Annotated in this window: 19 protein-coding genes; 13 read left to right on the forward strand and 6 right to left on the reverse strand. The window is 73.1% G+C overall.

Annotation, left to right across the window (positions count from 1 at the left end):
- The first annotated feature begins 257 nt into the window (after window positions 1-257).
- The 3 genes from OG403_RS30160 to OG403_RS30170 all read left to right on the forward strand — a co-directional run bounded on the left by OG403_RS30160 (window position 258) and on the right by OG403_RS30170 (window position 1,882).
- On the forward strand, window positions 258-836 hold the full coding sequence (locus tag OG403_RS30160; protein WP_329569958.1) for a hypothetical protein: 579 nt from the start codon (window positions 258-260) through the stop codon (window positions 834-836).
- 207 nt (window positions 837-1,043) lie between these two features.
- Complete coding sequence (locus OG403_RS30165) at window positions 1,044-1,526, forward strand: hypothetical protein (protein ID WP_329569959.1); 483 nt, start codon at window positions 1,044-1,046, stop codon at window positions 1,524-1,526.
- Between the two features lie 68 nt (window positions 1,527-1,594).
- Window positions 1,595-1,882: a hypothetical protein gene (locus tag OG403_RS30170; RefSeq protein WP_329569961.1), complete on the forward strand. Its 288-nt coding sequence runs from the start codon at window positions 1,595-1,597 to the stop codon at window positions 1,880-1,882.
- 74 nt (window positions 1,883-1,956) lie between these two features.
- Here the strand turns inward: OG403_RS30170 and OG403_RS30175 are convergent, their stop codons facing one another.
- Entirely contained in the window at window positions 1,957-2,292 is a 336-nt protein-coding gene (locus OG403_RS30175) for a YbjQ family protein (RefSeq protein ID WP_329569963.1), read from the reverse strand.
- 101 nt (window positions 2,293-2,393) lie between these two features.
- On the opposite strand from OG403_RS30175, the gene OG403_RS30180 reads away from it, so the two are divergent.
- Together OG403_RS30180 and OG403_RS30185 are read left to right on the forward strand one after the other, a co-directional pair.
- Window positions 2,394-3,314 carry a hypothetical protein gene (locus OG403_RS30180; protein ID WP_329569965.1) on the forward strand — a complete coding sequence of 307 codons (921 nt, stop codon included), beginning with the start codon at window positions 2,394-2,396 and terminating at the stop codon, window positions 3,312-3,314.
- A 34-nt stretch (window positions 3,315-3,348) separates the two neighbouring features.
- The gene (locus OG403_RS30185; protein ID WP_442911013.1) at window positions 3,349-4,104 is read left to right on the forward strand and encodes a peptidyl-tRNA hydrolase; all 756 of its coding nucleotides are present in this window, start codon (window positions 3,349-3,351) and stop codon (window positions 4,102-4,104) included.
- 668 nt (window positions 4,105-4,772) lie between these two features.
- Here OG403_RS30185 and OG403_RS30190 read toward each other — a convergent pair.
- Window positions 4,773-5,201 carry a MarR family winged helix-turn-helix transcriptional regulator gene (locus OG403_RS30190; protein WP_329569967.1) on the reverse strand — a complete coding sequence of 143 codons (429 nt, stop codon included), beginning with the start codon at window positions 5,199-5,201 and terminating at the stop codon, window positions 4,773-4,775.
- 89 nt (window positions 5,202-5,290) lie between these two features.
- On the opposite strand from OG403_RS30190, the gene OG403_RS30195 reads away from it, so the two are divergent.
- Together OG403_RS30195 and OG403_RS30200 are read left to right on the forward strand one after the other, a co-directional pair.
- Entirely contained in the window at window positions 5,291-6,022 is a 732-nt protein-coding gene (locus tag OG403_RS30195; RefSeq protein WP_329569969.1) for a hypothetical protein, read from the forward strand.
- Between the two features lie 2 nt (window positions 6,023-6,024).
- Entirely contained in the window at window positions 6,025-6,837 is an 813-nt protein-coding gene (locus OG403_RS30200) for an SDR family NAD(P)-dependent oxidoreductase (protein WP_329572645.1), read from the forward strand.
- 365 nt (window positions 6,838-7,202) lie between these two features.
- Here OG403_RS30200 and OG403_RS30205 read toward each other — a convergent pair whose 3' ends face one another.
- A complete protein-coding gene (locus OG403_RS30205; RefSeq protein WP_329569971.1) occupies window positions 7,203-7,712 on the reverse strand; it encodes a hypothetical protein in 510 nt (169 codons plus the stop codon).
- Between the two features lie 1,721 nt (window positions 7,713-9,433).
- Between OG403_RS30205 and OG403_RS30210 the strand changes: the two genes are divergently transcribed.
- Window positions 9,434-9,925: an NUDIX domain-containing protein gene (locus tag OG403_RS30210; RefSeq protein ID WP_329569973.1), complete on the forward strand. Its 492-nt coding sequence runs from the start codon at window positions 9,434-9,436 to the stop codon at window positions 9,923-9,925.
- A 267-nt stretch (window positions 9,926-10,192) separates the two neighbouring features.
- On the opposite strand, the gene OG403_RS30215 is transcribed toward OG403_RS30210, so the two are convergent.
- From OG403_RS30215 to modA, 3 genes are read right to left on the reverse strand one after another with little or no spacing between them, the layout of a single operon-like run.
- Window positions 10,193-11,263 (reverse strand): ABC transporter ATP-binding protein, encoded by a 1,071-nt coding sequence (locus tag OG403_RS30215; protein WP_329569975.1) that lies wholly within the window; start codon window positions 11,261-11,263, stop codon window positions 10,193-10,195.
- Window positions 11,260-12,057 (reverse strand): molybdate ABC transporter permease subunit, encoded by a 798-nt coding sequence (gene modB / locus OG403_RS30220; RefSeq protein WP_329569977.1) that lies wholly within the window; start codon window positions 12,055-12,057, stop codon window positions 11,260-11,262. The genes OG403_RS30215 and modB overlap by 4 nt, the downstream gene beginning before the upstream one ends.
- 10 nt (window positions 12,058-12,067) lie before the next feature.
- Window positions 12,068-12,928 carry a molybdate ABC transporter substrate-binding protein gene (gene modA / locus OG403_RS30225; protein WP_329569979.1) on the reverse strand — a complete coding sequence of 287 codons (861 nt, stop codon included), beginning with the start codon at window positions 12,926-12,928 and terminating at the stop codon, window positions 12,068-12,070.
- Window positions 12,929-13,356: 428 nt separating this feature from the next.
- Between modA and OG403_RS30230 the strand changes: the two genes are divergently transcribed.
- The 5 genes from OG403_RS30230 (at window position 13,357) to OG403_RS30250 (ending at window position 19,547) form a co-directional block, all read left to right on the forward strand.
- Window positions 13,357-14,424 (forward strand): RNA ligase (ATP), encoded by a 1,068-nt coding sequence (locus OG403_RS30230; protein ID WP_329569981.1) that lies wholly within the window; start codon window positions 13,357-13,359, stop codon window positions 14,422-14,424.
- Between the two features lie 94 nt (window positions 14,425-14,518).
- On the forward strand, window positions 14,519-15,508 hold the full coding sequence (locus OG403_RS30235) for a hypothetical protein (protein WP_329569983.1): 990 nt from the start codon (window positions 14,519-14,521) through the stop codon (window positions 15,506-15,508).
- A 182-nt stretch (window positions 15,509-15,690) separates the two neighbouring features.
- Window positions 15,691-16,383, forward strand: coding sequence for an HAD family hydrolase (locus tag OG403_RS30240; RefSeq protein WP_329569984.1), 693 nt, complete (start codon window positions 15,691-15,693; stop codon window positions 16,381-16,383).
- 153 nt (window positions 16,384-16,536) lie between these two features.
- Window positions 16,537-17,898 carry a diaminobutyrate--2-oxoglutarate transaminase family protein gene (locus tag OG403_RS30245; RefSeq protein ID WP_329569986.1) on the forward strand — a complete coding sequence of 454 codons (1,362 nt, stop codon included), beginning with the start codon at window positions 16,537-16,539 and terminating at the stop codon, window positions 17,896-17,898.
- On the forward strand, window positions 17,895-19,547 hold the full coding sequence (locus tag OG403_RS30250) for a pyridoxal phosphate-dependent decarboxylase family protein (protein ID WP_329569987.1): 1,653 nt from the start codon (window positions 17,895-17,897) through the stop codon (window positions 19,545-19,547). Before OG403_RS30245 ends, OG403_RS30250 begins: the two co-directional genes overlap by 4 nt.
- Window positions 19,548-20,003: the final 456 nt, after the last annotated feature.

Raw genomic sequence — 20,003 nt, forward strand, 5'->3', positions numbered from 1 at the left:
GACCGTCCCGACCGAGCGCCCGCCCGGCCCCATGCCGCCGGACGGCGAATGCCCCGAGACCAACACCGCCGAGTAGGAGGAGACAGCCATGCGCATGGAGATCATCGTTTCCAAGCACAAGGGAGCCGAGAAGCCCCCGCCGAAGCACCAGGGCAACCCCGCCCCGGAGAACCCCACCCCGCCGTCGCAGTAGGGTCCATCGGGCGGGTCCTTGCCGCCTGGGCGGGGCCCGCCCACCCATCGTGAGGAGAGTCGCCATGTCGAACCCGGACCGTCTCCACATCGCTTACGCCCTGCACCAGTTCGCGGATGAGGACTGGACGGCTCGGGCTGAGCGTTGGACGGCTAAGTTCTACACGCCGAGCGACACGAAGGGGTTTGGCACCGCCACCATCACCCGGGTAGTCCCCGGTGTGACCCCGACCCCCCGCGCGGTGCTGCGGGTGGACCTCGGGTTTCTCGACCGCATCCCGCGCGTGATCTTCACCGAGGATGAGGGCCTGATCCCGCAGCTGGCCGAGATGAACCCCACGCTTCTCCTGCTGCTGGAGTCGGTCCACGTCACGGACGAGTGGCGGGGCAAGGGCGTTGGGATGCGCTTGGCCGTGACCGCACTCCGTCGGCTGGCCGTCCCCGGAACGGTGGCCGTCTGCTACCCCGCACCACTGCACGGCCACGGGCCGGACGAGCCATGCGCCTATGAGTCGGACGACCCCGAGGTGAGGCGGCCGGACGAAGAGGCGGTGGCCAAGCTCCGGACGGCTTGGGAGCGGCACGGGTTCCGCCCCATCGGCGAAGGTGTGTACGCGCTGCCCCTGGACCGTCTGGTCCCTTGAACCGCCCGCTGGCTCATGGGAGGCCAAAGCTCGAAGGACGAACCACACACGCTCCCGCTGCCCGGGGAAGAGTCAACAGGGACAGCGGAGGCATCCCCGGAGGGCGGTCAGACGCCCCTGGGGAGCTGCCGCCCGGCGCTGGTCAGAGCACCGGGCGGCACATCCGGCGGCCACGCCGGATGCCATCCCGTAGGAGGGACAACCATTATGTCCGACACCCTCACGCGCTCGCGGGGCGCGGAGCTGCTGGACGGGGAGTTCGCGCAGTACGCGGCCGACCTGGCGGCCGACGTGGCGAAGGAGAACCCCGGGTTCGACTGGGAGTACATCACCATGCTGGTGCGAGCGTGGGCTGACTGGGCCACCCTTGTCGCCGACGACCCGGACTCCGGGTACGCGCTCACGGCGGACATGGACGAGGTGTGGCACGCCAGCGTTCTGCGGACGCGCCGGTATGTCTCGTTCATGGGTGAACTGACCGGCGGTCGATTCATCCACCACGAGCCCGCGCCCGACTACGGCACCCCGGGCATGGTCCGGAAGACCGTGGACGCGCTGAAGGCGGCTGGGTACGGCGCTGAGGCGAAGGTGTGGTTCGCCTCGGACGCCGCCTCGTGCTCCGGTTCCGACTGCCGACCGGCGGCCCCCTGCCCCGGCGGCGACGTCGCTCCGCTGGTCCTGGTCGCGTAGTACGTCGGTCTGCGTAGGCTTCCCCGGGCCGTCCGGAAGGTCCGGGGAAGCCGTGCCAGACTGGCGGGGTGACCATCACCCAAGACGAACTGAACGAGGGCGGCCGGACCGCGTTCCTTGCGACCAAGGCGACGTTCCTTGACGCCATGGCGCAGCTCTGCGATGCCGCCGGGGCCGACCTCAAGGCGCTCTCATACGCCCTGTCCTTGGATGCCCGGATTGGGCCCATGGACATAGACCACGACGCCTACGACACTGCCGACTACCACGCATTCATGGCGCAGCTGGAGGCGGGAGGCATCCCGGCTGGACCGCTGGACTTCTTTCGGCTGATGGACCACACAGCCACTGCCTGAGCCCCCGAAACGGGCCCGCCCGCGCGCACCCCCGGGGTGCGTGCGTTCGCGGGGATCAGTGCTGTTTCCGCAGCTCAGATAAGATGCAGGGGTGTTCCGGCAGCCTCCGTGACGTCGAAGCGCATCGCCAGCACCGCGTTGCCGCCGCGTGCCCTGACCTGCTCGACCAGCCGCTCCATCGCCTGGTTGCGGCTCTCCACCAGGGTCTTGGTCAGCCCCCTCAGCTCGCCGCCGAGCATCGACTTGAACGAGGCCCCGATCTGCGTGCCCAAGTGTCGACTTCGCACTGTGAGTCCGAACACCTCCCCGATCACCCGATCCACCCGGTACCCCGGAACGTCGTTGGTGGTCACCACCAGAACGTCCGTACCCGGTCCAGGCCCGCCACCGTATTCATCGAGATTGCTCATCTGCCCATCCTGCGCGGCGGACCGCACGAGGTCCGGCAGCCGCGCCCGAAAACCTCCACCGCACCGGTGAGCGGCGCGAAGAAAAGCCGTACCGTAGGCGCATGGGCGAGCGACGTGATCATCCGCAGGGGCCGGGCGCGACCGACAATCCGGGGGCACTGGAGGTCGAGGCGACCGTGGTGCTCGGGATCAGGGTGACGGACTGGCCGGCGCTGCGGGCGGCGGCCGTGGCGGCCGTCGAGGAGTTCGACTTCACCGGGATCGACCCCGCCACCCAGCGGATGGAGTTGCTGCGCGAGGTCTCCGAGGATCCGCACGCCGCGCTCGGCGCGCTGCTGCACCCGGACCGGCTGATCGGCGCGGTGCCCGGGATCGAGGCGATCGGCGGCACCCTGGAGATCAGCGCCACCGAGGACTTCGCGCCGGACTTCGCCGAACTCTTCCCGCTGGACGGCGAGGACAGCGAGCCGGGCGACTGGACCCTCACCCCGCGCACCGCCTGCCTGCTGCACACCCAGCTGCTCGCGCTCGCCGACGCCGCCTACGACGACCTGGACGAGCACGGCGACGAGCCGGTGGTCGACGAGGACGACCAGGACTGGGCCGTCTTCGCCCGCCTGCCGCAGGTCAGTTGGGGCATGCACCGGTCCTGGCGCCGGGCCATGGCCCGGGCCTTCGACGACCTGGCCGAGGACCTCGGGCTCGGCGAGTGGCCGCTGCCGCGCAGCCCGGGCGAGGAACTGGCGCTGCGCCTGGCGCTGGCCGACGCCCGCGCGCTGCTGGGCGCGCAACCCCAGGCGGTGGCCGACCTGATGGGCGACCTGCCCGCCGACCTGTACGACTACGACTGGGAGGGCGGCTCCGACGAGCTGCTCGGGGTGTACGACCTGGCCGGGCAGGACCCGCAGGAGGACAGCTCGACGCGGCTGGACATGCTGCTGGCCGCCACCCACCCCGAGGGCTGGTTCCTGCCCTACGAGGAGGCGGAGGAGCGCGAGCCCGGTCGCGGCTACCGCAGGTAGCGGGCTCGCCCGGCGCCGCCGGTAGCCTGTCGGAGTGACCTCAGCTTCCGAACCCTCCGAGCCCTTCGACGCCCCGAGCCCGGCCGCCGCCCCCGTGGACCGCGACGCCAAGCCGCAGTACGTGCTGCCGCTGGTGGTCCACCTGGAGAAGGCCGAGCCGCCGGCCCGCACCGACGCGCTGGAGACCTCGGCCCGCGCGGTGCTCACCTTGCTCGCCGACCCCCGGTCGACCGGCGACGGTGAGTGGGCCGAGCTGGTGCACCACTGGGAGGACGCCCGGATCCGCAAGGTGGTCCGGCGGGCCCGTGGTGGCGAGTGGCGCAAGACGGGTGAGCTGCCCGGCATCACCGTCACCGGGGAGCGGGCCGAGGTGCGGGTCTTCCCGCCGGTCCCGCTGGACGGCTGGCCCAAGGAGTTGGCCAAGCTCCAGGTCTCCGGCACCGAGCTGAGCGACCCCGAGGACACGGTGCTCGCGCCGCCCGCCGAGGACCTGCCGGTGCTCTGGCTCAACCCCGAGCTGGAGATGACCGCCGGCAAGACCATGGCGCAGACCGGCCACGCGGCCCAGCTCGCCTGGTGGCGGCTGGACGAGGCGCAGCGCAAGGAGTGGGCCGCCAACGGCTTCGCGCTGGCGGTGCGGACCGCCGAGCGGGGGCGCTGGAGCGAGCTGAGCGACGGCCGGCTGCCGCTGGTGCGCGACGCGGGCTTCACCGAGATCGCCCCCGGGCCAACTGTCGCAGTCGAAGGCGGCACGCGCTACTGCCCCACCCCGCGCCTACGACGCCCGTGAACGCACCACGCTGACCCCAACACGGCAACGTAGCGGGCGAGGAACGCGCGGTCCCGGCAGTCGCATGCCTCCGGCGGGTCTTCTTGGAGGGGGTGAGGATGGTGCTCCCGCCACTGGGTACGACGGGCAGGTGTCCCCGCAATGGTGCGACACCGCCCCGACCTGTCCGATGGACGGGCGCGGGCGGCGCGGTCACCAGAGGCTCAGCGCCGTCTCCCGCCTGGTCGACACTCTCGCCGCGGCCGGGCCCCTGGCCTTGCGGCCATCCGGCGGGCACGGGCCGAACCCCGCGAGCGGGTCTGGCGATTGGCCGGAGGGACCGCCAAGCAAGTTGGGGGACTTCGAGCCCGCTTCGCCTACATGAAGGACGCCTCGGTGTGGGCTCAAGATAGCGGCCGTTGACCAGCTTGCCGCCGTCGAAGCCACGGCTGTCGGCGTCGACGACGACGTCCGCCTTGACTGACCGGGAGCCGACCCCTCAGCGAGGCGGGCTGGTCGACGGGAAGCGGACCGGCGGTGCGGATCGGGTGATCCGCACCGCCGGTCCGCTTCCGTTCGAGCGCTGAGTCGGTGGCCTGGTCCGGGATGCCGCGGGCACCGCCGACGGACCGTGGCGTGTGTGCGGTATCCCGGCTCGGTCCGCGGGACGGTGGATCGCGGGCAAGTTATCAGTCGCTGATGTTGTCTTGGAGCTTGTCGAGTACGCGCTCGAAGGCGGCGGTCTCCTCCTCGGAGAGGCCGCGGTGCAGGCGTTGGTCGAAGGCCATCGCGGCGCCGCGCATCGCGTCGAAGGCGGCCTCGCCCTTCTCGGTGAGCTCCACCTGGTGGATGCGGCGGTTGGCGGGGTCGCGCCTGCGGGTGACGAGGCCGTCGGCCTCCATCGCGTTCAGGTGATGGGTGAGCGTCGCGCCGCGGATGCCGACCGCGTCGGCCAGTTCGCGCTGGTTGCCGAGCTGGTGGGACTTGAGCGAGATGAGGATCAGCCAGGCCGGCATCGACCCGCCGACCTCGGCGAGTGCATTGTCGAAGGCGCGGCCGACGCTCCTGGCGGTGCGGCCGAGGTGCAGGCCGAGTGGGGGATGGGTGGGTCCGGGCATGGCTCCAGGATAGCAGGATCGATAGGCGTCGAATCGTTTGACATGGAAGCATTAGATGCCTAACGTTGAGAGGGAAGGAAGGTGACGTCATGGATCTGCGGATCGTCAACCCGCGGCGCGAGTACGCGCCGCCCCCGTTCCCCGAACCCCCGCCCACCGGCTACCTCCACCTCGCCGCCGCCGTCGAACCGACGCGCGGGCGGACCCCGTTCCCCCGGGGCGGCACCCGCAAGGCGGCGCTGCTCGGCCGACTGAAGCTGCTCGCCGCGGAGTTGGAGCGCCTGGACACGGTGCGAAGGGCCACCGTCTTCCGGGCCGTCCTGCTCCCGCCGGCACCCGTGGCCGCCGTGCACCCGGCGCGGTTCGACGTGGTGGTGCTGGTGGAGGCCGAGTCGGTGGACGTGCTCGACGGGGTCCGGAAGTCGCAGCCGTACCAGCGGATGGTCGCCGAGACCACCCAGGTCGCCGACGACGTGCACGAGATGGCGGCGCACTGCCTGCGCTACCTGGGCGACGTCGACAAGAACCGCCAAGGGCTGTTCCTGTTCAACCACTTCGTGGCCGAGGACGCCGAGGTCGCCACCCGCCTGTGGGAGCACCTCGCCGGCTGGTACGTCACCGAGACGGGGCTGGACAACTCCACGCTGCTCGCACCCGTCGGCCCGGCCGACTACGTCTTCGTCAACCACGCGCGCTGGGACACCGGCCTGCTGGGATTCGCGGCCAGGCAGTTCGGCAAGAGCTCGTACCGCGGCTACGTCCTGGCGAACCTGCGGGCCAACGGGACGACGGCGATGCCGATCCTCTACCGGAAGGTCTGATGATGTCCGAGACTGGGACGTTCGACGGAAGAGTGGCCCTCGTGGCCGGGGCAAGCCGCGGGATCGGCGCCGGGACGGCACGGGCCTTCGCCCGCGAAGGTGCAGCCGTGGTGCTCGCCGCCCGGGACGGGCAGGCCCTGGAGTCGCTCGCTGCCCGGATCCGGGCCGAGGGAGGCCGCGCGATCGCCGTGCCCACCGATGTGGGCGACGCCGCAGCGATGGAGCGGCTGGTCGCCACCACGCTGGACACCTACGGCCGGCTCGATGCCGCATTCAACAACGCGACCGACGGGTCGTCCCTGGCCCCGCTGGCCGAGATCGACCCCGAGGACTTCGACCGCGCGATCCGCACCAACATCCGCGGCACGTTCCTCGGCATGAAGTACCAGATCGCGGCGATGCCGCACGGGTCGGGCGGGGCGATCGTGAACATGGCCTCGATCGCCGGCCTGCACGGCGTGGCCGGCCTCGCCGGGTACACCGCCGGCAAGGCCGGGATCATCGCGCTGACCCGGGTCGCGGCACTGGAATACGCCGACCAGGGGATCCGGGTCAACGCCGTGGCACCGGGCCCGATCCTCACCCACCGTCTCGAAGCGGCGGGCGAGCGGGCGCAGTTGCTGGCGGCCGAGGCGACGCCGATGCGACGGGTCGGCCGCGTCGCGGAGGTGTCGGCGGCGGTGCTCTGGCTCTGCTCCGACCAAGCCTCGTTCGTCACCGGGGCGGTACTGCCCATCGACGGCGGCCAGTTCGCCGGAGTCAAGCCGGCGCAGATGTACCGGCAGGGACCGGAGACGGAGCGGTCGGCGTCGTGAGGCGGCGCGCGGTGTCCACTGGGCGGTGCCTCAGGAGGCGGAGGTGCGTGAGGCGGCAGACCGTCACCGGGAGCACGTCCTGCTTGAGCCCGCGGTCGCTGCAGGCGGCGCACGGGTTGGCCGGGACGCCGGGGCCCTGGTCGGTGCCGACGGCCGAACCAGCCGACAATCGCCAGTTCGCGCAATCTGATGAACAGTCAGCATGGTTGTGTCGAACGCGATCGACGCGCACCCGATCACCCGGTAGACGGACTCTGACGTCACTCGGGGTCCGCCTCCGGAGTTTTCAGGTGGCGGGCCTACTTGGACTCGACCCAGCCGAACGGGTCGGCCCCGGCCGTCGACAGCGAAGGTGCCGCGCGGGCTCATCCTTGCCGGGAGGGCGCGGCGGCGAGGCTGGCGAGCAGCACGATCACGTTGATGCGTGTCGTCTTGTCGTTCGTCGCCGCCTGGTGGGCGTCGACGATCCGCGGGTCCACGTCCTCGCCCGGCGTGGCAAGGCCCACCCCCATCAGGTCGACGGTGTACGCGACGTACCGGGCGTGGTCGGCCGCGGCACTGGCGGCCGCGACGTGGTCGATACGGGCTGGGTCCGCACCGCGGATCAGCGCGGGGGTGGGCGGCGGCCCCAGCACATCCGCGATCCACCGCGAGAGGGCCTCCCGGGAACAGCCCCGTTCCAACTCGCAGGCCGCCGAGGCGGCAAGCGCCAGGCGGATCAGGAGCAAGCCGAACCACCTGGCGGCCTCGTCGGGAGGCGTCCTCACGCCAGCCGGTGGCATCACGGCCTCGTACAGAGCGGCGGTGTCACCGGCCCGTACTGCGGAGACGACGGCGTCCACGGCCGTGTCGATGGCATCCTGCTCGCTGGTCACGCCGCCGGTTCTCCTCAAAGGTCTGTGACAGGACACCAACGTAGCGCTCCCATGGACGGATTCGTGCCGCTTCTCCGCGGTTCACTCCCAAGCGGGACATCAGCGGTGCTTGCTCCGGCACGGACGTGTGGGACGGCTGGTACGAATCGAGGGCGCTCAAGAACCCCAGCCACCGAGTTCTGTCAGAACCCTTGCGTACCTGGGGGAGCAGCTTCCCTTCGCTGCACGAGCGCCTGGACAGGACCCCGCCACCATGGACAAGCTCTTTCTCGGCCTGCCGCAAGGCACGACTTGGCCGCTCGACCTCGCTACCTTTGAGGCACAACTGCGCGTGCTCGCCCGACGGTGTCCAGGGGGCAGGCCCGACACGGCCGGGCTTCGCGTGCTCCGGGCCGTCCGCCGCCGAAGGCGGAGCGGGCAGCCCGGGTGACGGCCCGTCGGGGCCTTCGGCGCTCGACTCATCAGGGCCGCCGAAACGGCCCCGACAGTCGCCCTGTGTGCCCCGGTGAGCTTGCACCGGGCACACGTCGTCCACAGGGGCGTGCTGGACGGTCCCGCGACCGCACTTGGCGACGGCGACGGCGGCGAGCGGTGAGGGCTTGGCGGGTTCCGTCTGCCCCGGATCACCGAGACCGAAGTCGAGTTGGAGGGCGGCAGTTGGGGGCGCGGATGGCTGCGGCGCCGGGGCCCGGTTGGCCCCTGGTGCTGGGAGCCGGCACCCGCGTTCTCCCTCGACCAGACCTTCGCCGCCACCTATTGGACCGCCGGCCCCGCGCAGCCGTACCTGCGGCTGCGCGTCCTGGCCACCTTCCCCTGGAAGAACGTTGACATCCTCGCGGTCACACCGGAGCGGCGCCAAGCGCTGGCTGCTGCCCTGCCTGACAGCCCGCGCGCCGCTGCCCTTGCCGCGCTGTTCGCACACCGCGGCAGTAGTGCGCGGGCCGGAGAGCGGCGCTTGGGCGAGAACGGCAACAGCGCGGGAACGGGCGAGCTACGTGTGCGCGGTCGATCGGCCGGACGGGAAGGCGGCCCTGACTGCCGAGGTGATGCTGACTGTCTGGGGGAGCATGCTGATCACCTGCGGAGAGGTACGGATCGACGATGCCGCCGCCTGGCGTGCGGCCCTTGAGGAGGCAGCCGGTACGCAGCACTCAGCCCGGCTGAGCCTGGACGAGGTCCGCACCGTGCTGGACGCCGCGTGGGCGGCCGCCGGGCAACTGCTGCCCCGCGCAGTGACCAACGATCCCGGAGCGCTGCCCTGGGCCGCCCCTCCCACGGTCGAGCTGCGGCTTAGCACCGAGCCGCCAGCCGCTGGAACAGCTCCTCGGGGACGTCATCGACCTGAGTCGCCTCGGCGCGACTGACCGCAGGATTCTGCGGCAGATGGCTCTGACAATCACAACAGCTCCCCTATTAAGCGACGCCGACCGCGCCGGCTTGATCACAACCGGGCTGGATTGGATGTACCAGAGCTTCGGGTTCATCGAAGCTCGTTGACGGGCGCTCTGCCGCCCTGCTGGCGTCGTCCGTCAGGGCGGGGTGGCTTGCCGTTTGGCCGGCTCCCGCTCGGTCACACCGCTGAAGGCTCTGCGTGCCGCTGATGGTGTTGCGTCGATGCGTCGATGCGGCGTGGCGGCGTGCGCGGCCGCCGCGGCGACGGCCATTGCTGCGGCTGGCCGCTGCGGCCCGGTGGTGTCGGTGGCGGTCTCTAGCCTGTCGCAATGATCCGTAGCGTGTTTGAGCAGCGTCCGCTTGATGCTGCCGTCGCTGACGCCGGGAGCGCGACGCTCGAGTTCGAACGGGCCAGGTCCTGGTTGCGCTCTGCGCTGGTTGGCGCCGTGGAGCCGTTGGGCGCCGAGGTGTGGGTCCTGGATACAGCCCTGGAGCAGATCGTGCTGGTCAGGCATCCGTGGCGCGGGCTGGTCCCGCCAGGTGGCAAGGTTGAGCCCGGAGAGTGTCCGCGTGATGGCGCGGCCCGGGAACTGGCCGAGGAGACTGGACTGCGGCCACGGTTGTTGGAGCGGCCCGCCGCGGTGGCGGTGCGGTCATTCGGCCCGGGTCTGCCGGTGACGCTGTCCCTGTCCTATGCCGCGATCGGCGACCCGGAACAGCCGCTGGTCGCGGAGGACGGGCAGCCCGCGACCTGGATGCGGCTGGACCAGGGCTGGGACAGCTGCTTCCCCGATGACGCGCTGCGCATCCGACATACGTGAAGCTTCTGAGATCGGGTTCCGCTGCCTGGTGAGTGTGGCCGCGCCAGGTTCTGTGATGTCGTCTTGCGGATTTCGGGCCGCTGCTGCCGATAGGGCGGTTCGGTCCGTACCCGCTGCGTCTGCGTGACCAGCTTGTGCGACCAGCTCGGCCTGGAGATCGCGACCGGTGCGGCCCGGGTGCAGGACCCAGGCGCAGGGAGATCGCCCCGGGCTCGTGCACGGTGGTCGCCGACCACCCGGCGCTGCGGTAAGGCCGGCCGCCAGGGCTCAGGCCGGATACGCGTGCGCCTGCGCCGCTGCCACCGAGGCCCAGACCCGCGCGCCCGGGGTCAGGTCGAGTTCGGCGGCCGCCGCCGGAGGGAGGTCGGCGACCAGCTCCAACGCGCCGGTCAGCTCGGCCCGTACCTGGTCGCCGTGCAGGTCGAGCCCGGCCACCGTGAGCTCCCAGAGGTTGCGGGCGTCGGCGGCGGGCCGCTCGCGGTGGAGGGTCACGGCGGCGGGCGCGAACGCCACGAAGGCGGGCCCGGACACCTCTTCGGCCGCCGCCAGCGTCACGCCGTCCGCCAGTCGCACCAACTGCCCTTCGCCGGTGCCCTGGTAAAGGTTCAGGCCGACCAGCCGGGCGATGTAGTCGGTGCGCGGCCGGCGGGCGACCTCGGCGGGGGTGCCGGACTGCACCTCGGTGCCGTCCTCGATCACCACCAGCCGGTCGGCCAGCACCATCGCGTCCAGCGGGTCGTGCGTGACCAGCACCGCGACCGCCTCGAACTCGGCCAGGTGCCGCCGCAGTTGGGAGCGGACATCGAGCCGGGTGCGGGCGTCCAGGGCGGCCAGCGGCTCGTCCAGCAGCAGCAGCCGGGGCCGCACCGCCAGCGCCCGGGCCAGCGCCACCCGTTGGGCCTGCCCGCCGGAGAGCTTGGCCGGGCGGGCGGCGGCGTGCTCGGCCAGGCCCATCCGCTCCAGCCAACTCGCCGCCACGGCCCGTGACTCGCGCTTCGACTGCCCCTGGCAGCGCAGCCCGAAGCCGACGTTGTCCAGCGCGCTGAGGTGCGGGAAGAGTAGGTAGTCCTGGAACACCACGCCGACCGGGCGCCGCTCGGCGGGGGTGTGCCGGCCGGCCGCCGGCTCCTCCAACGACCGTCCGTCCAACCGCAGGTGTCCGCCGCTGAGCGGCAGCAGGCCGGCCAGCGCGCGCAGCGCCGTCGACTTGCCCGCGCCGTTCGGGCCGAGCAGCGCGATCACCTCGCCGGCGGCGGCCCGCAGTCGCAGGTCGAGCGTGAAGCCCGCCCGCTCGACCCGCAGATGGGCTTCCAGGCCCGCTTTCTGACGGTCCGTCATGTTGCGCTCAGCCATCGTCCGCGCAGCCCCACCAGGACCGTGATCGAGACCGCGAGCAGCACCAGGCTGAGCGCGATCGCCGCCTCGGGATCGTTCTCCAGGGCCAGGTAGACCGCCAGTGGCATGGTCTGGGTGGTGCCGGGGAAGTTCCCGGCGAAGGTGATCGTGGCGCCGAACTCGCCCAGCGCGCGGGCCCAGGCGAGCACCGCGCCGGCCGCCACCCCGGGGGCGATCAGCGGCAGCGTGACCCGCCGGAACGCGGTCAGCCGGGAGGCGCCGAGGGTGGCCGCCGCCTCCTCGTAGCGCGGATCGGCGGCCCGCAGCGCGCCCTCCACACTGATCACCAGGAACGGCATCGCGACGAAGGCCTCGGCGACCACCACCCCGGGGGTGGTGAACGGCAGGGTGATCCCGAAGGCGGAGTCCAGCCAGCGCCCGACGATCCCGTTGCGCCCCAGCACCAGCAGCAGCGCCACCCCGCCGACCACCGGCGGCAGCACCAGCGGCAGGGTCACCAGGGCGCGGATCACCCGCCGCCCGGGGAACTCGGTGCGCGCCAGCAGCCAGGCCAGCGGCACCCCGAGCACCAGCGAGATCGCCGTGGCGGCGGTGGCGCAGATCAGCGAGAGCCGCAGCGCCTGCCAGACCTCGGCGCTGGACAGCTCCGCCGGCAGCGACCGCCAGGGGGCCTTGACCAGCAGGCCCACCAGCGGCAGCACCAGGAAGACCAGTCCGAGCAGGGCCGGCAGCAGCAGCGCGATCGGGATCCGGGGCCGGGGGGCCCGCCTGGTCACGATGACAGCCTCAGGAGGCCGCGGCCGAGGGGGCGGCGGACGAGGCGCTCGGCAGCTGGAAGCCCGCCGCCGTCAGCACCGCGAGGCCGGCCGGCGACTCGACGTACTGCTCGAAGGCCTTGGCACCGTCCGGGTTCGGCGCCTTGGCCAGGTCGGCGATCGGGTAGTCGTTGATCGCCTTGGCGGCCTCCGGGAAGTTCACGCCCGCCACCTTGCCGTTGGCCGACTTGACGTCGGTCTGGTAGACGATCGAGGCGTCCACCTCGCCGAGCTCGACCTTGGTCAGCGCGCTGGTGACGTCCTGCTCCAGGGTGACCGGGGTCAGGTTGACGTTGCCGAGCTTGAGGGCGGTCACGGCGGCCGCGCCGCACGGGACCTGCTGCGCGCAGAGCGCCACCTTGACGCCGGGGGCGGCGAGCGACTGGAGCGAGGTGAGGTGCTTCGGGTTGCCGTTGGCGACCGCGATCTCCAGCGTGTTGCGGACGAAGACGGTGGGGGTGTCGGCGGCGCCCTTGGCGTCGGTGACGGTCTTCATGGTGGCCGGCGAGGCGGCGGCGAAGACGTCGGCCGGGGCGCCGGAGACGATGCTCTGGGCCAGCGCGGAGCTGCCACCGAAGTTGAACTTCACCGTGGTGCCGGGGTGGGCGGCCTCGAAGCTCTTGCCGAGCGCGGTGAAGGCGTCCTGCAGCGAGGCGGCGGCGAAGACCGTGATGGTCCCCTTGACGGCCGGGCCGGACGAGGACGCGGCGGCCGCCGAGGACGACGAGCCGGCGCTGCTCGACTTCGCCGAGCTGCCGCAGGCGCTCAGGCCACCGGCCAGCGCGAGTGCGACGAGAGCGGCCGCGGCGGTACGGATCCGGGTGGTGGGCATGCTGTTCCCCTCCTGCCAGGTCCTCAGGGACCCGGCGGTGCGGTCAAGGTGCGGGCCGGTCCGCCGCGCCGTGCGACGGAAGGTGGCGACCCTGGCTCCGCCGGGACGTGCGCGAGGGCCCAGTGCGCGCGCGGTGACTGCCGGGGTGGCGGTGACCAGAGCGGCGCCTGAGCCTGCTGTGCTCGTATCTGCGGGCGTTGTGGCGATCATAGTGCCGCAGATGCGAGCCTGAAATCCCCTGTGCCTTTGCACAGCGTGCCCGTCCCCAAACGCTGGTGCCGGCTGTGCGAACGTTCGGACGCCGCTGCTTCCGGTGGCCGAAAACCGCTGGCCGGGGCGGTCGTCCAGGCAGCAGAGTGGGCCGACCGGAACGATTCACCGGTCCATTCCGGCCCGATTTCCGATCGACTCCAGGGGGAGAACATCCGATGTCCACGCTACGGGTCACCGCCGAGCGGCTGACCGTGCTCGAGCACCCCAACGCCGACGCGCTGGAGCTGGCCCAGGTCGGCCTGTACCGCGCGGTGGTGGCCAAGGGCGCCTACCGCACCGGCGACTACGCGCTCTACATCCCCGAGCAGTCGGTGCTGCCCGCCGCGCTGATCGAGGAGCTGGGGCTGACCGGCAAGCTGGCCGGGTCCGGCGCGGACCGGGTCAGGGCGGTGCGGCTGCGCGGCGAGCTCTCCCAGGGCATCGTCTGCCGCCCGCGCGCGCTGGCCGGCACCGACCTGGCCGAGGCCGCCGCCGAGGGCCGCGACTTCGCCGGGCAGCTCGGCATCACCAAGTGGCAGCCGCCGATCCCGACCGCGATGAACGGCGAGTTGGAGCCGGCCCCCGAGCTGCTGCCCTGGGTCGACATCGAGAACCTGCAGCGGTTCCCCGACATCTTCGAGCCGGGCGAACCGGTGGTGCTGACCGAGAAACTGCACGGCAGCTGCTGCCTGTTCACCTACCACGTCGCCACCGGCGAGGTGCAGGTCTCCTCCAAGGGCGTCGGCGCGCAGCACCTGGCGCTGAAGGCCGACGACCGCAACCTCTACTGGCGGGCGGTGCGCGCGCACGGCGTGCCGGCGGTGGCCGCCGCGCTGGCCGAGCGGCTGGGGGCCGAGCGCATCGGCATCTTCGGCGAGGTCTTCGGCACGGGCGTGCAGGACCTGACGTACGGCAGCTCGGGCCGCGCCGAACTGCCGGGCTACGCGGTCTTCGACGTCTCGGCGCTGATCGACGGTCAGCTGCACTGGCTCTCCGCCGCGCAACTGCTCAGCGGGCAGCTGCCGCTGGTGCCGGAGCTGTGGCGCGGGCCGTTCGACCCGGCCGTGGTGCTGGCCCACGCCGAGGGCCGGGAGACCGTCTCGGGACGGGCGCTGCACCTGCGCGAGGGCGTGGTGATCAGGCCCGTGGTCGAGCGGCACAGCCCGGTGCTCGGCGGCCGGGCGATCGCCAAGGCGGTCAGCGGCGCGTACCTGACCCGCAAGGGCGGCACCGAGTTCGAGTGACCGGACCCAGTGGCGGGCCCGGTCGACCGGCGGCGACGCACCGGGCTGACGTGGTGTCAGGGGACGGCGCCGATTGGACCGTACGCTGACAAATGTGATCACGGACCAGGACCCGAAAGTCGGCGAACCGGCGGCCGACCGCCACTGGGCCCGGCTGCTCGACGGCTATCGGCGCACCCGGGCCCGGGTTGCCGCCCGGGTCGGCGAGCAGGCGGCGGCCCAGCGGACGGCCGCGCTCGGCCATGAACTCGCCCTCGGCGCCCCGGCCCCGATCGCCGCCGCGCTCTTCGATCCGGCCGCCGGACCGGGGGCGGCGGCCGGCGAGCGGGACGGCTGGGTCGGGCCGCTCTGGGAGGTGCTGGCGGCCCGGCAGCCCTGGGCGGTACTGGCCCGGCTGCCGCTGCCCGAGCCGGTGCGCACCCTGGCCGCGCACACCCGGGTGCTGCTCGGCGAGGACCTGACGGATGGCCGGGAGGTCAGCCCGGGAAGCGCGGTCCCGCTGGTGCTGCTCCCCTGGGAGCAGGCCGGCTGGGAGCCCGCGCACCGGGTCACCGCCTACCGGGCCGACGGCGCGGCCACCTCGCACTTCCCGCTGCCGGACAGCCGCGAGGGGCTGGGCCCGGTCCGGCTGCCCGCACCGGGGCCGGCGCTGCCCGGCGCCGAGCAGCCGGCCACCGCCGCGCTGCGCGGCCTGTGCGACTGGCTGGACGCCCGCTGCCTGCGCGGCACCGCCCCGCAGGCCGCCGCGCTGTTCGCCGGCACCGGCGCTCCGCACGTCGAGACCGTCGCGGGCTACCTGCCGTTCGCCACCGTCTACCCCGCCCTGGTGCGGGCCGGTTCGGGCGCCGGTGCCTACGGGCGCTCGGGCGGCGCGGCGCGTGGCCGGCTGGCGGTCTGGCGGGTGCTGGCCGCGATGGCCGACCCGGCGGGGCGCCGCTCGGTCGCGGGGGTGGCGGCCCTGGTGGCCCGGATGCGCTGCTTCACCTGGTGCGAGAGCGCCGACGAGGTCTGGCACCTGCACCTCGCGCTGGAGGACCCCGCGACCGGCCTGGCCTGGGCGGTCAGCGGCAGCGACTACGACTGAACGGGAGGGCCGGCAGGGGGTGCGCCGGTGGGTGGGTGAGGACCGCCGTCGCGTGCTCCCGTCAAGCGATGCAGTGGTACTCGCCTACGAGACCGGCCTGGTGATCCCGGGCGGGGCGGGCCAGGTCAGTGCGTCACTTGGTGTGACGGAGAGTCAAAACTGCTGTATGGCAGGATGATCACATGATCAAGGGAGTCCTGTTCGATTTCTCCGGCACCCTCTTCCGGATCGAGTCGGCCGAGCGCTGGTGGGCGGCCGTCTCCTCGGCGGCGGGTCTCGCGCTCAGCGCCGAGGAGTTGGCCGAAGGGGGGCGCCGGCTCGAGGTCAGCGGCGCGCTGCCGGGCGGTCCCGCCCCTCGGGCGGTGCCCCCGGAGCTGGCCGAGGCCTGGGCGACCCGGGACCTGAGCGCCGACCGGCACCGGGCGGCGTACGCGGGGCTGGTCCGGGCGGCCGGTTCGCCGATGGCGGAGTTGGCCGACGCGCTGTACGACCGTCATATGACCCCTGAAGCCTGGGATCCGTATCCCGACGCCGAGTCGACGCTGCGTGAGCTGCGCCGGCGGGGGGTTCCGATCGCGGTGGTGAGCAACATCGGCTGGGACCTGCGGCCGGTCTTCCGGGCGCACGGGCTGGACGAGTTGGTCGACGCCTACCTGCTCTCCTTCGAGTTCGGCGCGCAGAAGCCGCACCCGTCGATCTTCCAGGAGGCCTGCGACCGGCTCGGGTTGGCGCCGCAGGACGTCCTGATGGTGGGCGACGACCGCCGGGCCGATGTCGGAGCGGCCGCGCTGGGCTGCTCGCTGCACCTGGTCGACCACCTGCCGGTCGACCGGCGTCCGGCCGGGCTGAGCCCGCTGCTGGAGCTGCTGAACTGACCGACGGGCCGGTCCGCCGTCGGCTCGTGGCCAGCGCGGGGGGCGCCCGTGACCTCGGGGGTGGGCGTGTCGTTGACAGCACGGTACGAGGCCGCTGGACTCTGAACTAAGGTAAGCCTAACCTAATCTTGGCTAGCCTTGTGGGAGTCTCTCGTGAGCATCACCACCGAACCCACCCCCCTGGCCGGCGGCGCGATCCTGCACCGCCAGCAGGTCCGCGAGTCCGCCGCCCGCACCTACGCGCGCTCGTTCCCGATCGTGCCGGTGCGCGCCAACGGCATGACGGTCGAGGGCGCGGACGGCCGCCGCTACCTCGACTGCCTCTCCGGCGCCGGCACCCTCGCGCTCGGCCACAACCACCCGGTGGTGCTCGAGGCGATCCGCCGCACGCTGGACAGCGGGGCGCCGCTGCACCTGCTCGACCTGGCCACCGCCGAGAAGGACGACTTCACCACCGCGCTGCTGGAGAGCCTGCCCGCCGCCTTCGCGGAGCGGGCCCGGGTGCACTTCTGCGGCCCGGCCGGCACCGACGCGGTGGAGGCCGCGCTCAAGCTGATGCAGATCAGCACCGGGCGGCGCGGCACCCTGGCCTTCACCGGCGGCTACCACGGCATGACGGCCGGCGCGCTCGCGGTGACCGGCAACGTCGCGGTCAAGGAGCCGCTGCCCAGCGGCGGCGAGGTCACCCGGCTGCCCTACCCGTACGCCTACCGCTGCCCGTTCGGGGTCGGCGGCGCGGCGGCCGAGCGGCTGGCCGCCGACTACACCGAGCGGCTGCTCGACGACCCGCTGGGCGGCGTGGTGCGGCCCGCCGCGATGATCGTGGAGGCGGTGCAGGGCGAGGGCGGCGCGGTGCCGGCGCCCGACGACTGGCTGCGCGCGATGCGCCGGATCACCGCCGAGCGCGGCATCCCGCTGATCCTGGACGAGGTGCAGACCGGGGTCGGCCGGACCGGTGCGATGTGGGCCGTCGAGCACAGCGGGATCGTGCCGGACGCGATGGTGCTCTCCAAGGCGATCGGCGGCAGCCTGCCGCTCGCGGTGGTGGTCTACCGGGAGGAGTACGACCGCTGGCGCCCCGGCGCGCACACCGGCACCTTCCGGGGCAACACCCTGGCGATGGCGGCCGGCACCGCGACGCTGCGGTACGTGGCCGCGCACGGCCTGGCGCAGCGCGCGGCACAGGTCGGGCGCCGGCTGCTGACCGAGCTGACGGCGCTCCAGGGGCGGCTGCCGGTGATCGGTGACGTACGCGGGCGCGGGCTGATGATCGGCGTCGAACTGGTCGATCCGGCGGGCGAGTCGGACTCCTGCGGTGCCCGGCCGGCCGACCCCGCGCTCGCGACGCGGGTCCGGGAGGCCTGCCTGGCGCGCGGGTTGATCGTCGAGCTGGGCGGACGGCACGACGCGGTGCTGCGGCTGCTGCCGCCGCTGACCATCACCGACGAGCAGGTGGACGCGGTGCTGGAGCGGCTGGCCGAGGCGATCGCGGCGGCCGTCGAAGGTGCGGCATGACCGAGGATCGGAAACGGTCACGGGGGGCGGCCCGGGCGGGCGCGCTGACGCTGCCCCAGCCGGACGGCTCGGACGGCTCGGACGGCCCGGGCGGCTCGGATGGCTCAGCTGGGCCGACGTCGCCCCGGCCGCTCGGGCTGCCCGCGCTGGCGGGCGGGGTGGACGGCCCGGCGGCGCTGCGCCCATTGCTGGCCGCCGTGCTGGACGCGCTGGCGGTCGGGGCGGCCCGCCGGGGTGGCCCGCTGGCGGCGGGCGAGCCGCGCGCGCTGGCCGCGCAGGTGGCGCAGGCCGTCGGGGCGCCGAGCGCCGTCGGTGCTCCCGGCAGCGCCGGCGCCACGGCGCCGACCGACGCCGCCGCGCTGATCGCGCTCACCGAACTGCTGGCCCACGGCAGCGCCGACCCCGCCGACCCGGCCTGCGCCGCGCACCTGCACTGCCCGCCGCTGGCCGTCGCGGTCGCCGCCGACCTCGCGGTCAGCGTGCTCAACCCCTCGCTCGACTCCTGGGACCAGGCGCCCGCCGCCACCGTGCTGGAGACCGAACTACTGGCCGAGCTGGCCGCGTTGGTCGGCTACCGGCCGGACCGGGCGGCCGGGGTGCTCACCTCGGGCGGTACCGAGTCCAACCTGCTCGGCCTGCTGCTGGCCCGTGACCAGCTGCTGCCGGGCCAGGTGGAGCTGGACGGCGTCGACCGCGCGCGCCGGCCACGGATCTTCGCCTCCCGGGCCGCCCACTTCTCGATCCAGCGCGCCGCCGCCGTGCTGGGCCTCGGTGAGCGGGCCGTGGTCGCGGTCGACGTCGACCGCGACCAGCGGATGGACCCGGCGGCACTCGCCACGGCGCTCACCGCCGCCCGGCGGAGCGGCCAGACCCCGCTCGCGGTGGTCGCCACCGCCGGCACCACCGACACCGGCGCGATCGACCCGCTGCACCGCTGCGCCGACCTGGCCGCCGAGTACGGCGCCTGGCTGCACGTGGACGCCGCGTACGGCGGCGGCGCGCTGCTCTCCGACCGGCTGGCCCCGCTGCTGGACGGCCTGCACCGGGCCGACTCCGTCTCGCTGGACTGGCACAAGCTGGGCTGGCAGCCGGTGGCGGCCGGGATCTTCCTGGTCCGCCGCGCCGAGAGCTACGCCCCGCTGGCCCGCCGGGTCGCCTACCTCAACCCGGCCGACGACGAGGCGGCGGGCTATCCGAGCCTGCTGGGCCGCTCGCTGCGCACCACCCGGCGGGCCGACGCCTTCTCGATCGCGGTCACCCTGCGCACCCTGGGACGGGCCGGCCTCGGGCAACTGGTCGACCGCTGCCACCAGTTGGCCCAGGCGGCGGCCGGGTTGATCCGGCGCCGCGCCGAGCTGGAACTGCACGGCGATCCGCTGCTGACCACCGTCCTCTTCCGTGCGCTGCCCGCCGATCCGGCCGGCCGGGCGGATCCGTCGGCCGTCGACGCCTTCAACGCCGAGCTGCGCCGCCGACTGCTGTCCGGCGGGCTGGCCGTCCTGGGACGCACCGAACTCCCGTCGCTTGTACCGGGAGTGACGGCGGGTCTGGTCAGGCTGAAGCTCACCCTGCTCAATCCGCACACCACCGAGGCCGAGCTGGCCCGGCTGCTGGACCTGGTGGTCGAGACCGGGCGCGATCTGGGGTAGCGGCGGTGCAATTCGGGAAAGGGGCGCGGCGCACAGCGCGCGGCCGGCCGGGCCGCCGCAGAATTGGTGGAAAGCACATCGGCGTGACGCATCGTGAGGAATTCGGAAAGCACTGCCTGGACGTTTCCTGGAACTCCTGGGAAAACAAGGGAGATTGGTGCGGGCGGGGCGTCGGGCGATTGTTTCCGGCCGTGCCATGGGCGATTTTTCGCCAACCGCCGGTCATTGGTTGCGGAGCAGCCGACCGGCGGCGATAGCTTCTAGTAGTCGCCGCCACACCGGGAGCACACGGCGCCCAGGGACTAGCGGCACAAGGGGGACCCGTCATGCGCAACCGCGGATTCGCGGTGGCTGCGGCATGTCGTAGCGATCGGGCGCGGCCGGCGACGGCCCCGGCGTCCGTGGTGGCCACCCCCGACGGCGCACCCGTGCCACCCGCGCTCCGGGTGGCGGTGG

This window comes from Kitasatospora sp. NBC_01266, from assembly GCF_036242395.1.
GTDB lineage: Bacteria > Actinomycetota > Actinomycetes > Streptomycetales > Streptomycetaceae > Kitasatospora.